Source organism: Brevibacterium atlanticum, assembly GCF_011617245.1.
In the GTDB taxonomy this organism is placed as follows: domain Bacteria; phylum Actinomycetota; class Actinomycetes; order Actinomycetales; family Brevibacteriaceae; genus Brevibacterium; species Brevibacterium atlanticum.
Genome location: NZ_CP050152.1, coordinates 1,445,615 through 1,460,548 on the forward strand (window position 1 = coordinate 1,445,615; position 14,934 = coordinate 1,460,548).

The following is a 14,934-nucleotide window of genomic DNA, read 5'->3' on the forward strand; positions in this document are numbered from 1 at the left end:
AACAGGACCGACCCGCACCACGGGCAGCCACAATGGTGGTTGGGTTTGTGGGTGGTGTTTGGTAGTGGTTTGAGAATCGTATAGTGGACGCGAGCATCCATACCGCACACAGTGTGTGTGGTGTGATGTAATGTGATTTTCTTGTGATCATCGTAGAGTGATGAAATATTTTTTCGCGCACACGCATGCCGACCATCTTTTGATGGGGTGGGGTGAGTGTGTAAGAGCGCATGGTGGATGCCTTGGCATCAGGAGCCGATGAAGGACGTGGAAATCTGCGATAAGCCTCGGGGAGCCGATAAACGGGCGTTGATCCGAGGGTGTCCGAATGGGGAAACCCCGCCATCTGTGAGGGTGGTGACCCGTGTCTGAATATATAGGGCATGTGGGGGGAACGCGGGGAAGTGAAACATCTCAGTACCCGCAGGAAGAGAAAATAATAATGATTCCGGGAGTAGTGGCGAGCGAAACTGGATGAGCCTAAACCTTCGTAGTGTGAGAGCGTGCTGGTGTTGCTGCGTGGGTGTTGTGGGGTGTGCATGTTCTGGTTCAGCATGGCCGGGCTGTGTGAGTGTGTGGTGTAGTCGAACCTGGTGGGAAACAGGACCGGAGTGGGTGAGAGTCCCGTAGACGAAACACTGCTGCCGCATGGTGTGTAGATACCCGAGTAGCACGGAACTCGTGGAATTTCGTGTGAATCTGCCAGGACCACCTGGTAAGGCTAAATACTTCCTGATGACCGATAGCGGATGAGTACCGTGAGGGAATGGTGAAAAGTACCCCGGGAGGGGAGTGAAAGAGTACCTGAAACCATGTGCTTACAATCCGTCAGAGCAGCATCTTGATGGCTGTGATGGCGTGCCTTTTGAAGAATGAGCCTGCGAGTTAGCGGTGCGTGGCGAGGTTAACCCGTGTGGGGTAGCCGTAGCGAAAGCGAGTCCGAATAGGGCGTTACAGTCGCGTGTCCTAGACCCGAAGCGGAGTGATCTAGCCATGGGCAGGGTGAAGCGTGTGTAAGAGCGCGTGGAGGCCCGCACCCACTTCAGTTGAAAATGGAGGGGATGACCTGTGGTTAGGGGTGAAAGGCCAATCAAACTCTGTGATAGCTGGTTCTCCCCGAAATGCATTTAGGTGCAGCGTTGCGTGGTTCTTGCTGGAGGTAGAGCTACTGGATGGCTGATGGGCCCCACCGGGTTACTGACGTCAACTAAACTCCGAATGCCAGTCAAGGTTCAGCGTGGCAGTGAGACAGTGGGGGATAAGCTTCATTGTCGAGAGGGAAACAGCCCAGACCATCAACTAAGGCCCCTAAGCGTGTGCTCAGTGGGAAAGGATGTTCAGTTGCGAAGACAACCAGGAGGTTGGCTTAGAAGCAGCCATCCTTGAAAGAGTGCGTAATAGCTCACTGGTCAAGTGATTGAGCGCCGATAATGTAGCGGGGCTAAGTACACCGCCGAAGTTGTGGCAGCACCACGTATAACCGTAATGGTGTGGTGTTGGGTAGGGGAGCGTCGAGTCGCCGGTGAAGCTGCAGTGTGAACTAGTGGTGGAGGCGTCTCGAGTGAGAATGCAGGCATGAGTAGCGAAAGACGGGTGAGAAACCCGTCCACCGGATGACCAAGGGTTCCAGGGCTAGGCTAATCCGCCCTGGGTAAGTCGGGACCTAAGGCGAGGCCGACAGGCGTAGTCGATGGACAACCAGTTGATATTCTGGTACCGACACACAACCGACAGTACCAAAACACACGAAACTAACCCCCAAACTCCTCCTATGGGTCTTCGGATCTGTTGTTGGGGATGCTGGGGGGACCTGAGTGTGGAGTCGGTAAGCGTGAGGTGTGACGCAGAAAGGTAGCCAGGCCGTGCGATGGTAGTCACGGTCTAAGGTGGTAGCACGTGGGGGTAGGCAAATCCGTCCCCACACATGGTGTGAGAGCTGATGGGCGCCCCACATTTGGTGGGGTGATCTGGTGATCCTCTGCTGCCGAGAAAAGCATCGACGTGAGGGTGTGTGTTGCCCGTACCCTATAACCGACACAGGTGGTCGAGTAGAGAATACTAAGGTGATCGAGAGAATCGTGGTTAAGGAACTCGGCAAAATGCCCCCGTAACTTCGGGAGAAGGGGGACCATCCCGGTGAACCACCCTTTGCGGTGGGATGTGCTGGTGGTGGTCGCAGAGGCCAGAGAGAAGCGACTGTTTATTAAAAACACAGGTCCGTGCGAAGATGTAAGTCGATGTATACGGACTGACGCCTGCCCGGTGCTGGAAGGTTAAGAGGACCTGTTAACCCTTTTGTGGGTGAAGCGGAGAATTTAAGCCCCAGTAAACGGCGGTGGTAACTATAACCATCCTAAGGTAGCGAAATTCCTTGTCGGGTAAGTTCCGACCTGCACGAATGGCGTAACGACTTCTCTGCTGTCTCAACCACGAACTCGGCGAAATTGCATTACGAGTAAAGATGCTCGTTACGCGCAGCAGGACGGAAAGACCCCGAGACCTTCACTATAGTTTGGTATTGGGATTCGGTGTGGTTTGTGTAGGATAGGTGGGAGACAAGGATACTTGCACGCTAGTGTGGGTGGAGTCGATCGGTGAAATACCACTCTGACCATAGTGGATTCCTGAACTTCGGACCCTGATCGGGTTCAGGGACAGTGCCTGATGGGTAGTTTAACTGGGGCGGTTGCCTCCTAAAGAGTAACGGAGGCGCCCAAAGGTTCCCTCAGCCTGGTTGGCAATCAGGTGTCGAGTGTAAGTGCACAAGGGAGCTTGACTGTGAGACGGACGTGTCGAGCAGGAGCGAAAGCTGGGACTAGTGACCCGGCCATGGCTTGTGGAAGCGTGGTCGCTCAACGGATAAAAGGTACCTCGGGGATAACAGGCTGATCTTGCCCAAGAGTCCATATCGACGGCATGGTTTGGCACCTCGATGTCGGCTCGTCGCATCCTGGGGCTGGAGTCGGTCCCAAGGGTTGGGCTGTTCGCCCATTAAAGCGGTACGCGAGCTGGGTTTAGAACGTCGTGAGACAGTTCGGTCCCTATCCGCTGCGTGCGTAGGAAATTTGTGGAGGTCTGTCCTTAGTACGAGAGGACCGGGACGGACGAACCTCTGGTGTGCCAGTTGTTCCGCCAGGAGCATGGCTGGTTGGCTACGTTCGGGATGGATAACCGCTGAAAGCATCTAAGCGGGAAGCCTGCTCCGAGATGAGATTTCCATCTGTCCTTTGAGGCAGGGGAGGTGTCCTATAGATGATGGGGTTGATAGGCCGGGTATGGAAGCGCAGTAATGTGTGGAGTTGACTGGTACTAATACACCGATCACTCACTCAACCAACAAAATTGTGGTTGGTGTGTGTGTGCGAGTTTTGTTGCTCTGAATGATTGTTTGAAGATCCGCTCCTTGTGGGGTGTTGCATCAGGGGTGTTCGCGTTCGCTGTGCGGTTCTTGGACCACTACCGCCTGAGGCCTCTTTTTTGTGGGGTTGTGGTGGTGGTCTGTGTGGTTTTGCGGTGGTGATAGTGGTGGGGAAACGCCCGGTTAACCGTTCCGATCCCGGTAGCTAAGCCCATTCGCGCTGATGGTACTGCAACTTGGTGGTTGTGGGAGAGTAGGTGACTGCCGCAATATTCTTTACGGGAGGGAGTCCGTTTGTGCGGGCTCCCTCCTTCCTATGTGTGTGGGGATGGCCCCGTTCGACCCTGTTGGGCTGAGCGGGGCCATTCGTGTATTCACCTGCCGTTGCAGCGGTGCATCCGGTCGTTCTCCTGCGGCCGCCCAAGATGTGGCTGTGGGTTCGTCCGCTCTTGCTGGGAGAGGGTCGGTGTGCACGGTGCACTCGAGGCCAAGCCGGTCGTCTTTTACTCGGCTTATTTCTCGTTCAAGGCGGAACGCGTTCTTCGAATGGTGCTCGGGTCCACAGGTGGGCTACGGCCTGAATGAGGCGATCGAACCGCGGCATCAGGAGCTGAGGCCGAGGAAGGCACGGACCGGTTCCGCACCGGTCACGTTGACCTCACCAGGCTGGTGTCGGTAGTCCTCAGAGCGAAGCACTATCTTGTTCTCAATTTGGGTGCTCCCATCCTGGCCGATGGTTCGTTGGTCACCGTTGGGCGAGTAGCCGAGCTTCTCCGACACTCCTCGAGGGTGAGGTTCGCACGTGTCGCCCAGTGATATTGAGCGAGGTTCCGGGCGACCTGCTCATCACTGCCGGAATCCCAGTCGACGAGGAAGGCCTGAATACCATTGCGTCTCACGCCTCCGCGGGCGATCGCTGCGAGTTCGGGAATGTCGGCTTACCGAACCGGTGAAAGCTCCATATCTCCCGAAGACAGACGAAGTGCATAGGGCGGCCAGATCTCCTCGATATCCATGCGTTCCATTTCTCCATTCCGCCTTCTACCGCCGATGACAGGCAATTCGCGTATATATCCCACTTGAAGTGAGCAGACAGCGATGTCCATCATCTGGTCGTAAGGAACCGTGTTATACGGGCCCCGATATGTTTGTGCGCATGAGTCTACATCCATCACTGCAGCCAATCTTCGACACAGTTCTCCAGCGCAATCCCGGAGAGTCGGAGTTTCACCAAGCGGTACAGGAAGTTCTCCATTCCCTTGGTCCTGTCGTGGACAAGCATCCCGAATACCTCGAACTCTCGGCGCTCGAGCGTCTGTGCGAGCCCGAACGCCAGATCATCTTCCGTGTCCCCTGGCTCGATGACTCCGGTGTCGTTCAGATCAACCGTGCCTTCCGGGTCCAGTTCAACTCGGCTCTCGGCCCCTATAAGGGCGGACTGCGCTTCCACCCGACCGTCAACCTCGGCATCGTCAAGTTCCTCGGCTTCGAACAGATCTTCAAGAACGCCATCACCGGACTGCCCATCGGCGGCGGCAAGGGCGGATCGGACTTCGACCCGAAGGGCCGCAGCGACCGTGAGGTCATGCGTTTCTGCCAGTCATTCATGACCGAGCTCTACCGCCACATCGGCGAATACCGTGACGTGCCGGCAGGCGACATCGGCGTCGGCGGTCGCGAGATCGGCTACCTCTTCGGACAGTACAAGCGGATCACGAACTCGTACGAGGCCGGTGTGCTCACCGGCAAGGGCCTGTCCTACGGCGGCTCCATGGTGCGCACGGAGGCGACGGGATTCGGTGTCGTCTACTTCCTCAAGGACATGCTCGCCGCCGCGAAGAAGAACATCGACGGGCGCACCGTCTCCGTCTCCGGATCGGGCAACGTCGCGGTCTTCGCCGCCGAGAAGGTCAACGCATTCGGCGGCACTGTCATCACCATGTCCGACTCCTCGGGATTCATCCATGATCCGGACGGCATCGACACCGAGCTCGTCAAGCGCATCAAGTTCGAAGAGCGCGGCCGCATCTCCGAGTACGTCGAGCAGCGCGGTGGGCGCGCCACCTACCACGAAGGCGGCAACGTCTGGGACGTCGAGGTCGATGTCGCACTCCCATGTGCGACGCAGAACGAGCTCGACGGTGACTCGGCCGCAACGCTGGTGAAGAACGGAGTCATCGCCCTTGCCGAAGGTGCGAACATGCCGTGCACGCCGGAAGCCGCGAGAATCTTCTCCGAGGCGGGCGTCCTCTTCGCCCCGGGCAAGGCGGCGAATGCCGGCGGCGTCGCCACCAGCGCACTGGAGATGCAGCAGAACGCCAGCCGCGACTCGTGGGACTTCGACTTCACCGAGGCACGTCTGGCCGAGATCATGGGGGACGTGCACGACAGCTGTGCAGCCGCCGCCGACGAGTTCGGCTCACCCGGTGACTATGTCGCCGGCGCCAACATCGCCGGATTCATCCGCGTCTCCGAGGCGATGCTCGCCCAGGGAGTCGTGTGAGCAGCTGACCGAGCGGATCCGCTGTGTCGACACCATGGACACATCTGATCAACACGATCAGTGACGAGCCCCGCACCCCGGCCTGGACAGCTTCTGTTTGAAGCGGATCAGCCCGGGGCGGAGTTCTTCGCATGTCTCGTGCCGGGCCGGTGGTTTCAGCCTGGAGTGTCTACCGCGGCTCTGGGTACTCCGCCCGCATCCGCTCGGGACGCTTGCCACGCCCAGCCAGACGTGCGCTGCTCTCAGCGAGGTCCGATGGTTCCGTAGCCCTTGCGCCACCGCAGCAGGGGGCGACTCGTGCCCGCGTTCTTCCCCGCACCCAGAGCCACCACCTCACCGACGACGATGTTGTGCGTGGCCACCTCGAGCACCTCGGTGAGTTCGAGCTCGAACCAGGCGATCGCCTCGGTGAGCACGGGCTGACCGGCCTGCGGAGCAGGGAAGGTGTCGATGCCCTTGAGCGAGCCGTACAACGGCTGCCCCGAGGCTCCGAGACGTTCGGAGAGGTCCCGCTGCTCCGAATTCAGCAGAGAGATCGCGAAGTGCGAGCTCGCCTCCAGCGTCTCCATCATCCGCGAACCGGAATAGACACTCACGGCCATGGTCGGCGGATCATAGGAGACATCGAGGAAGGAATCGACGGTGATCGCGTGCAGTGCGCTGCCACGGGTCGCCGAGACGACTGCGACGGCCGCGGCGATGTCATCGCTGAGTTCCCGGTAGCGTTCTGTGAGGGATTCGTCGTGGGCCTGGTCCATGACTCACATTCTAGGGAACTACAATGGAGCCATGACCATTCCAGCTTCAGGCGGTTCAGCAACGATCGAGCGCGAGCAGTCCGAGCAGCTTGTCGAGCCCGGAGACCACGAGCGCTTCAGCCACTACGCTCCCAAGGACAAGATCATGGAGTCCATGGTGACCGGGACTCCGTTGATCGCCTTGTGCGGAAAGGTGTGGGTCCCCACCCGCGACCCAGAGCGGTTCCCGATCTGCCCCAAGTGCAAAGAGATCTACGAGACGATGTCCGAAGGACCCCAGGAGTAGATGTCCGCGGAACGTCTCCCATCAGCACCAGGGACCTCCGCTGCAGAACAACTTCCACCGGCTTTTCCCGAACGCGCCGCTTGGGGAACGGCCGGAAAGTTGCGTGCCTGGCAGGCGGAGGCCCTCGAACTCTACTTCCAGAAGCAGCCCAAGGACTTCCTGGCCGTCGCGACCCCCGGGGCCGGTAAGACCACATTCGCTCTGCGTCTGGCGGCCGAACTCCTGGCCCAGCGGGTCGTCAACCGCGTCACCGTCGTCGCCCCCACCGAACACCTCAAGGTGCAGTGGGCAGATTCGGCGGCGCGTGTGGGCATCAAACTCGACCCCCACTTCAAGAACTCGCAGGGCAGACATGCGCCCGGATTCCACGGAGTGGCCCTGACCTACGCCCAGGTGGCGGCGAAGCCGGTCCTCCACCACAACCGGACCGCCGCCGGCCGCACCCTCGTCATCCTCGACGAGGTCCACCACGGCGGTGACGCGCTGTCATGGGGTGACGCGGTCCGGGAGGCCTTCGGTCCGGCCGTGCGCCGACTGTCCCTGACCGGAACCCCGTTCCGGTCGGACACGTCGCCGATCCCGTTCGTCACCTATGCTCCCGACGAGAACGGCATCCGCACCTCGGTGGCGGACTACTCCTACGGGTACGGCCGCGCGCTCAAGGACTCCGTCGTCCGCCCCGTCCTCTTCCTCGCCTACGCCGGAGCCATGTCCTGGCGGACCAAGGCCGGCGACGAGATGTCACACGTGCTCGGCGAGGAGACGACGAAGGACATCAACGCCCAGGCGTGGCGCACAGCGCTCGACCCGAAGGGCGACTGGATCCCCGCCGTGCTCAAGGCCGCTGACCTCCGACTGACCGAGGTCCGCCGCACCGTCCCCGACGCCGGCGGCCTCGTCATCGCCACCGACCAGGAGGCGGCCCGCGCCTACGCCAAACGCCTCCACGACATCACCGGCGAGAAGCCGACGGTCGTGCTCTCCGACGAGGCCGGCGCCTCGGAGCGGATCGAGCAGTTCCAGAACTCCACCGACCGTTGGATGGTGGCCGTGCGCATGGTCTCCGAAGGCGTCGACGTCCCACGTCTGTGTGTCGGCGTCTACGCGACCTCGTCATCGACCCCGCTGTTCTTCGCGCAGGCGATCGGACGCTTCGTGCGTGCTCGCAAGCGCGGAGAGACCGCCTCGGTGTTCCTGCCCTCCGTGCCGGTTCTGCTTGCCTTGGCCAACACGATGGAAGTCGAACGCGACCACGCCCTCGATCGCCCGAGGAACGAGGACGAGAACGATGTCGTCGTCTTCGACGAGCAGGCCATGGAACAGGCGAACCGCAACGAAGGAGCCTCGTCCGACCAGCTCGGCTCCTTCGAAGCACTCGGAGCCGAAGCCCTGTTCGACCGGGTGCTCTACGACGGCGGCGAATTCGGCACCGGCGGTGCCATCGGTTCGGAAGACGAACTCGACTTCATCGGGATCCCCGGGCTGCTCGAACCCGATCAGGTTCACGAACTGCTGCGCACCCAACAGGCCAGGCAGGCCAAACGGAAGACCGCGGCAGGACCCCCGGAACCGGAGACGGCCACCAGCGAACTCGAACACCGGGCGATGAAGGAAGAGCGCAACCAGCTGCAGAGCCTCGTCGGCGCCTGGTCACGCCGCACCGGCACGCCGCATCAGAACGTGCACGTCGAACTGCGCAAGGCCTGCGGCGGACCGGCCGTGGCCCAGGCCACGCGCGAACAGATCCAGGCCCGGATCGCAAAGCTGCAGGGTTGGTTCGTCGGCAAGAAGTGATGCCGGGAGAGGCTCAGGCCGTGTAGAAGATCGTCGGAATGGCCGGCTCGCCGTCCTGCAGACGGCGTGCCGAGCGCGGCAGTTCGGCCAGTGACTCGTCGTGTCGTGCACAGGCCTTCTTCACACCGGCCGCCCCGATGAACGCTTCGTCGATCTCACCGTCGATGACGAGATCGACGCTGAGACGACGCCCCTCACCGACGTCTCCCGGCAGGGACGGAATGCCGACGGCCTCCTCGACGGCGATCGCACCGTCGATGAGTCTCAGGGCTTCCTTGTGACCGCCCCGTGAGGGTTTGCCGGACGAATGCTTCGCCACGGACGTCCATTCCCCGGCTTCGTCGGCGCGCGCCACGAGCTTGTACACCAAGCCGGCCGCCGGTGCTCCGGAACCGGTGACGACACGGGTGCCGACTCCGTAGGAATCGACGGGGGAGGCCGCCAGCGCTGCGATCGCGTACTCGTCGAGGTCGCTCGTGACCGTGATCGTCGTGTCATGGGCGCCGAGGCGGTCGAGACCGTCCCGGACCTCCCTGGCCTGTTCGATGAGATCCCCGGAATCGATCCGCACCCCGCCGAGATCCGTCCCGGCGAGCTCGACCGCAGTCGCCAGCGCCTCCTCGACGTCGTAGGTGTCGAGCAGGAGCGTCGTGTCCTGACCCAGCGACTTCAGCTGAGCAGCGAAGGCCTCACGTTCGGAGTCGTGGAGGAGGGTGAAGGAATGCGCCGAGGTCCCGATCGTACGCAGTCCGTACCTGAGGCCAGCGGCCAGATTCGACGTCGACGCGAAACCGCCGATGACGGCCGCCCGAGCCGCCGCCACTGCGGCATGCTCGTTCGTGCGTCGTCCGCCCATCTCCGCGCACGGACGATCACCGGCTGCCTGCGCCATCCGGGAAGCCGCCGAGGCGACCGCACAGTCGTAGTTCATCGCTGAGAGGATGAGCGTCTCGAGGATGACACCCTCGGCGAACGTCGATTCGATGGTCAGCAGCGGTGAGCCGGGGAAGTAGATCTCGCCTTCGGCATAGCCGCGGATAGTCCCGGAGAACCGGTAGTTCGAGAGCCAGTCGATGGTGCGATCGTCGACGATCTGCTCACGGCTGAGATACGACAGCTCGGCGTCGTCGAAGCGGAAGTCCCGGATCATCTCGAGGATCCGGCCGGTGCCGGCGACGACACCGTAGCGACGACCGGCAGGAAGCGTGCGGCCGAAGACTTCGAAGAGGCTCTTGCGGTGTGCAGCGCCCGATTCCAAGGCGGCCTGCACCATCGTCAATTCGTACTGATCCGTGAAGAATGCCGTCGAATCGGCGCGTGTGAGATCACTCATAGGCGCGATCTTACGTCACGACAGCGTCAGTCTTCTGCCGTAAGCTGGAAACGTGAGCAATCCAACGACACCAGTGCTGGAGCCGGACGTCGACGTCCGACCGGCCGAAGACCTGGCCAAGCCCTGGCGGACGGTGGTCTTCAACGACCCGGTCAACCTCATGAGCTATGTCAGCTTCGTGTTCCAGAGCTACTTCGGCTACTCCGAGGACAAGGCCGACTCCCTGATGCTCGAAGTCCACGAGAACGGCCGCTCCGTCGTCGCCACGGGTGGCCGCGAAGCCATGGAGCGCGACACCCAGGCGATGCACGAATACGGCTTGTGGGCCGCTTGCCAACCCGATTCAGGATCCGACTGATCTATGGCCGCTATCGACGCTCGTGGGGACGACATCGTCCTCAGACTCGAGGACAACGAACGTTCTCTCATGCTCACGGTCTTCACCGACCTCGCAGCACTCCTGTCGGAGACCGATGACGATGCCGATCGACCGGATTCGGAGAACTGGGAAGCCCGTCTGGGACTCGTCGACCGTCCTCGCCCCGAGGATCCGGCGCTGCTGCGTCTGCTGCCCGACGTCGACCCCGAGGACGCGGAACGCTCCGCCGAGTTCCGGCGACTGACCGAATACGACCTCAAACAGGCCAAGGCGCACAATGTGCGCATCGTGCTGTTGGGACTGAGCAAGGGCAACGACATCACCCTGAACCGCGACGAGGTCTTGGCCTGGATGAAGGGACTCAACGACCTGCGGCTCGTGTTCGCCGTGCGCCTGGGCATCGATACCGAGGAAGCGCAGGAGGAGAAGTACGCTCACCGCGAGGACCTCTCCGAATCGGAGGACCTCACCCTGACCCTGTACGATTTCCTGACCTGGATTCAGGACCGACTGACGACGACCTTGCTGGACCAGGCGCAAGGGGATGACGAGACATGAAACTCACTGCCATCGGCACTGCCGGCTCCTTCCCCGGGCGAGGCGCCCTCGCCAGCTGCTATCTCATCGAATCCGACGAGGAGACGCCCACCCGCATCATCCTCGATCTCGGCTCGGGTGCGCTCAGCCCGCTCCAGCAGACGATCGACACCGACCGCCTGTCGGGAATCGTGCTCAGCCACCTGCACCCGGATCACTGCATGGACATGACCGGGCTCTACGTCAAGCACTGCTTCGATCCGAAGTACTTCAACGGCGACATCTCCGACACGGGCACGATCCGCACCCGCACCCCGGTCCTCGCCCCTCCCAGTGCGAAGGAGCGGCTGACGCGCGCCTACTACACCGATCCCGGTCGCTCACCGGTCGCCAACGGGGGAGACGATTCGGACTTCGACCACGCCTTCGAATTCTCCGATCTCGATCACGGCAGCCGACACCAGATCGGTACGCTGACGATCGAGTCCTTCCTCGTCGATCATCCCGTCGAGGCCTACGCGCTGCGCATCACCGATGCCAAAGGCAGCGTCATCACCTACTCCGGGGACAGCGACGAATGCGACAACCTCGTCGCCGCCGCGAAGGATGCCGACCTCTTCCTCTGCGAAGCGGCATTCCAAGAGGACCGCGACACCGCCCGAGGCATCCACCTCACCGGAAAGCGGGCCGGGCGAGTGGCCCAGAACGCCGAGGTGGCCTCTCTCGTGCTCACCCACATCCCGACCTGGACCGACTGCTCCATCGTCCGCGGTGAGGCAGCCGGCGAATTCCGCGGTCCCATCGAACTCGCGAAACCGGGAGCCACCTGGACGGTGTGAGTCCGGGACATGTGAGCTCGGGCGAGGCGGCGTAAGCCGCAGCAGAAGAATCCGCAACGACGAAACGAAAGAGGCAGACAGTGCGCGCAGACGGCCGTCAGGCAGACGAACTCCGTGAAGTCAGGATCACCCCCGACTGGATCAACACCGCAGAGGGGTCGGCTCTCATCGAGTTCGGCAACACCCGCGTCCTCTGCGCGGCCTCGCTGACCGAAGGCGTGCCCCGCTGGCTCAAGGGCCAGGGCCGCGGCTGGGTCACCGCCGAATACGCCATGCTGCCGCGGGCCACCGATTCCCGCAGCACCCGCGAGTCCGTCAAGGGCAAACAGGGCGGCCGCACCCATGAGATCTCTCGCCTCATCGGCCGCAGCCTGCGCGCTGTCATCGACATGGAGAAGCTGGGAGAGAACACACTCGTCCTCGACTGCGACGTCCTCCAAGCCGACGGAGGAACCCGTACCGCCTCGATCACCGGTGCCTATGTGGCGTTGGCCAGGGCCATCGACAAGGGGCGGTCCACCGGGCTCGTCCCCGCCGCCCACAACCCGATCATCGACTCCATCGCCGCCATCAGCGTCGGCATCATCGACGGGCAGCCGCTGCTCGATCTGCCCTATGTCGAGGACTCGCGTGCCGAGACGGACATGAACGTCGTCATGACCGGATCGGGGAAGTTCGTCGAAGTCCAGGGAACTGCCGAGGGTGCTCCGTTCGACCGCGACGAACTCGGCCAGCTTCTCGACCTCGCTGCCAAGGGGTGCACCGACCTCACCCGCATCCAGAACGAGGTGCTCGGACAGTGACGACCCTCGTCCTCGCCACTCACAATGAGGGCAAGAAGCGGGAGCTGCTGACCATCCTCCGCCCCGTCCTCGGTGCCGACACCACAGTGCTCACCGCCGCCGAGGCGGAACTCGACGATGTCCCCGAGACCGGAGTGACCTTCGTCGAGAACGCGCTGATCAAGGCCCGCGCCGCTGCCTCGGCGACAGGGAAGACCGCCATCGCCGATGACTCGGGCATCAGCGTCGACGTCCTCGGCGGGGCGCCGGGCATCTTCTCCGCCCGGTGGTCGGGCACACACGGCGACGACCGTGCCAACCTTGACCTCCTGCTCGCGCAGCTGAGCGACATCGCCGAGGCGCACCGAGGAGCCCAATTCCGGTGCGCCGCAGCCGCTGTGACCGCAGACGGCCGCGAATTCACCACCGAGGGCGTCATGCCAGGTTCCCTGGCCACCGAACCCCGAGGCGAGAACGGCTTCGGCTATGACCCGATCTTCGTTCCCGAGGGGTCGACGATCAGTGCCGCGCAGATGAGCGCCGAAGAGAAGAACTCCCGCTCCCACCGCCGGATCGCCTTCGACGCCCTCGCAGAGCTCCTCGCCGCCGAACCCGACCTCTGAGGGACGGGCGCAGGCCCACGGGTAGTCGGGCTCAGGCCCGCTGAGAGCCAGGTGCGGGCCCAAAGCACCAGTCCGACCCTGCCCGCCGTCGGCATCGGGACTCATTCGCCCGCGACCGGGCCCAGCATGCGAACTTCGTCGCCTCACCTGGTGAGAAATTCGGATAGACTGACGATGCTTGGGTGTTTGGCGAACGACCCGCTTCGCGGTCGGCGAATTCGAGGAGAACAATGAAGACTCCGCGCATCATGACGTGGGTGGCGGGCGCAGCCGCTGTGAGCCTGTTGCTCACGGCCTGTTCGGCCGGGGCATCGGACTCGGGCGAGGACGCGAAGAAGGACTCGATGACCATCGCCTTCACCGCCGAACCGGCCAACCTCGACTTCACCTCCACCTCGGGGGTCGCCATCCCCGAAGCGCTCATGGAGAACGTCTACGAATCTCTCGTCCGCCTCGACGGTGAGGGCGAGATCCAGCCGGCGCTGGCCAAGGACTGGTCGCTCTCCGACGATCGCACGACCTACACCTTCGAACTGCAGGAAGGCGTGAAGTTCTCCAACGGCGCCGACCTCACCAGTAAGGACGTGAAGTACTCCTATGAACGGGTGCAGAAGGACTGGAAGAACGCGCTGAAGTCGAAGATGGACATCGTCAAGTCCATCGAGACCCCTGACGACGACACCGTGAAGATCGAGCTGAAGAAGCCGTCGAACACGTGGCTGTTCAACCTCACCAGCCTCGTCGGCGCCGTCTTCGACACCGAGGGCACGAAGGACCTGGCCAACAAGGCCATCGGCACCGGCCCCTTCGAGATCGAGAAGTTCACCCGCGGCCAGTCGATCGACTTCACCGCCAGGGACGACTACTGGGGTGACAAACCCGCTCTCAACTCCGTGCAGTTCAAATACTTCAAGGACGCGGTGTCGGCCTCGAATGCACTGAAGTCCGGAGAGATCGACCTCGTCTCCAACCTCCAGGCCCCCGAACTGGCGGGAGAGTTCCAGAGCGACGACTACCAAATCGTCTCCGGGACCACCAACGGCGAAGTCGTGCTGTCGATGAACAATGCGAAGGGGATCTTCAAGGACAAGAAGGCCCGCGAAGCCGTCATGTACGCCATCGATCGCAAGGCCGTGCTCGACACCGCCTGGGCAGGCTACGGCGAACTCATCGGCTCCATGGTCCCGCCGACCGATCCGTACTACGAAGATCTCACCGGGGTCTGGAAGTACGACCCGAAGAAGGCGAAGGAGTTCGTCGACGAGGCCGGGATCAAGGGGGAGGAGTTCTCCTTCACCGTGCCCAACCTGCCGTATGCGAAGGCGATCTCCGAGATAGTGTCCGCCCAGCTCGAAGAGGTCGGACTCAAGGCGAAGGTGACGACCCAGGAGTTCCCCGCTGTCTGGCTGGACAAGACGTTCACCGAGCACGACTTCGACATGTCGGTGATCAACCACGCCGAACCGCGGGACATCCTCACCGTGTTCTCCAAGGACTACTACATCGGCTACGACGATGCGAAGATCACGAAGATCGCTGAGAAGGCGGACACCGGAACGGAGGAAGAGTACATCTCCGGGATGAAGGAGATCGCGAAGACGATCACCGACGACGCCGCCTCGGACTTCCTGTTCCTGTTCCCGAATCTCGTCATCGCCAGGGCCGACATCGAGGGCGTCCCCGCCAACCGGGTCTCCGACGCGTTCAAGATCGCGGACCTCAGCTGGAAGTGATCGATCCGT

12 protein-coding genes and 2 rRNA genes are annotated in these 14,934 nt (G+C 62.1%); 11 read left to right on the plus strand and 3 right to left on the minus strand.

Features of this window, described 5'->3' with window-relative positions; genetic code table 11:
- Positions 1–210 precede the first annotated feature (210 nt).
- Positions 211–3,333, plus strand: a 23S ribosomal RNA gene (locus tag GUY23_RS06365).
- 176 nt (positions 3,334–3,509) lie between these two features.
- A 5S ribosomal RNA gene (gene rrf / locus GUY23_RS06370) occupies positions 3,510–3,628 on the plus strand.
- Positions 3,629–3,961: 333 nt separating this feature from the next.
- Here rrf and GUY23_RS18585 read toward each other — a convergent pair.
- Complete coding sequence (locus GUY23_RS18585; protein ID WP_228282767.1) at positions 3,962–4,138, minus strand: hypothetical protein; 177 nt, start codon at positions 4,136–4,138, stop codon at positions 3,962–3,964.
- 376 nt (positions 4,139–4,514) lie between these two features.
- Between GUY23_RS18585 and gdhA the strand changes: the two genes are divergently transcribed.
- The gene (gdhA, locus tag GUY23_RS06380) at positions 4,515–5,861 is read left to right on the plus strand and encodes an NADP-specific glutamate dehydrogenase (protein WP_166970713.1); all 1,347 of its coding nucleotides are present in this window, start codon (positions 4,515–4,517) and stop codon (positions 5,859–5,861) included.
- A gap of 242 nt (positions 5,862–6,103) precedes the next feature.
- Here gdhA and GUY23_RS06385 read toward each other — a convergent pair whose 3' ends face one another.
- A complete protein-coding gene (locus GUY23_RS06385; RefSeq protein WP_166970715.1) occupies positions 6,104–6,619 on the minus strand; it encodes a flavin reductase family protein in 516 nt (171 codons plus the stop codon).
- A gap of 31 nt (positions 6,620–6,650) precedes the next feature.
- On the opposite strand from GUY23_RS06385, the gene GUY23_RS06390 reads away from it, so the two are divergent.
- A complete protein-coding gene (locus tag GUY23_RS06390; RefSeq protein ID WP_035320920.1) occupies positions 6,651–6,905 on the plus strand; it encodes a DUF3039 domain-containing protein in 255 nt (84 codons plus the stop codon).
- Positions 6,906–8,699 (plus strand): DEAD/DEAH box helicase, encoded by a 1,794-nt coding sequence (locus GUY23_RS06395; RefSeq protein WP_166970717.1) that lies wholly within the window; start codon positions 6,906–6,908, stop codon positions 8,697–8,699.
- A gap of 13 nt (positions 8,700–8,712) precedes the next feature.
- Here GUY23_RS06395 and GUY23_RS06400 read toward each other — a convergent pair whose 3' ends face one another.
- Positions 8,713–10,032 carry a nicotinate phosphoribosyltransferase gene (locus GUY23_RS06400; RefSeq protein WP_166970719.1) on the minus strand — a complete coding sequence of 440 codons (1,320 nt, stop codon included), beginning with the start codon at positions 10,030–10,032 and terminating at the stop codon, positions 8,713–8,715.
- Positions 10,033–10,084: 52 nt separating this feature from the next.
- Here GUY23_RS06400 and clpS point away from each other — a divergent pair, with 52 nt between their 5' ends.
- The 6 genes from clpS (at position 10,085) to GUY23_RS06430 (ending at position 14,925) form a co-directional block, all read left to right on the plus strand.
- Complete coding sequence (gene clpS / locus GUY23_RS06405) at positions 10,085–10,390, plus strand: ATP-dependent Clp protease adapter ClpS (RefSeq protein ID WP_166970721.1); 306 nt, start codon at positions 10,085–10,087, stop codon at positions 10,388–10,390.
- A 3-nt stretch (positions 10,391–10,393) separates the two neighbouring features.
- The gene (locus tag GUY23_RS06410) at positions 10,394–10,969 is read left to right on the plus strand and encodes a DUF2017 family protein (protein ID WP_166970723.1); all 576 of its coding nucleotides are present in this window, start codon (positions 10,394–10,396) and stop codon (positions 10,967–10,969) included.
- Positions 10,966–11,787, plus strand: coding sequence for an MBL fold metallo-hydrolase (locus GUY23_RS06415; protein WP_166970725.1), 822 nt, complete (start codon positions 10,966–10,968; stop codon positions 11,785–11,787). The genes GUY23_RS06410 and GUY23_RS06415 overlap by 4 nt, the downstream gene beginning before the upstream one ends.
- A gap of 80 nt (positions 11,788–11,867) precedes the next feature.
- A complete protein-coding gene (gene rph / locus GUY23_RS06420) occupies positions 11,868–12,590 on the plus strand; it encodes a ribonuclease PH (RefSeq protein ID WP_166970726.1) in 723 nt (240 codons plus the stop codon).
- A complete protein-coding gene (rdgB, locus tag GUY23_RS06425; protein ID WP_166970728.1) occupies positions 12,587–13,192 on the plus strand; it encodes an RdgB/HAM1 family non-canonical purine NTP pyrophosphatase in 606 nt (201 codons plus the stop codon). The genes rph and rdgB overlap by 4 nt, the downstream gene beginning before the upstream one ends.
- 230 nt (positions 13,193–13,422) lie before the next feature.
- On the plus strand, positions 13,423–14,925 hold the full coding sequence (locus GUY23_RS06430; protein ID WP_166970730.1) for an ABC transporter substrate-binding protein: 1,503 nt from the start codon (positions 13,423–13,425) through the stop codon (positions 14,923–14,925).
- The last annotated feature ends 9 nt before the right edge of the window (positions 14,926–14,934 follow it).

Bases quoted from the DNA above. Each gene is read 5' to 3' on its own strand.
- gdhA (WP_166970713.1), top strand. From the start codon at position 4,515: ATGAGTCTACATCCATCACTGCAGCCAATCTTCGACACAGTTCTCCAG.
- GUY23_RS06385 (WP_166970715.1), bottom strand. From the start codon at position 6,619: ATGGACCAGGCCCACGACGAATCCCTCACAGAACGCTACCGGGAACTC.
- GUY23_RS06390 (WP_035320920.1), top strand. From the start codon at position 6,651: ATGACCATTCCAGCTTCAGGCGGTTCAGCAACGATCGAGCGCGAGCAG.
- GUY23_RS06395 (WP_166970717.1), top strand. From the start codon at position 6,906: ATGTCCGCGGAACGTCTCCCATCAGCACCAGGGACCTCCGCTGCAGAA.
- GUY23_RS06400 (WP_166970719.1), bottom strand. From the start codon at position 10,032: ATGAGTGATCTCACACGCGCCGATTCGACGGCATTCTTCACGGATCAG.
- GUY23_RS06410 (WP_166970723.1), top strand. From the start codon at position 10,394: ATGGCCGCTATCGACGCTCGTGGGGACGACATCGTCCTCAGACTCGAG.
- GUY23_RS06415 (WP_166970725.1), top strand. From the start codon at position 10,966: ATGAAACTCACTGCCATCGGCACTGCCGGCTCCTTCCCCGGGCGAGGC.
- GUY23_RS06430 (WP_166970730.1), top strand. From the start codon at position 13,423: ATGAAGACTCCGCGCATCATGACGTGGGTGGCGGGCGCAGCCGCTGTG.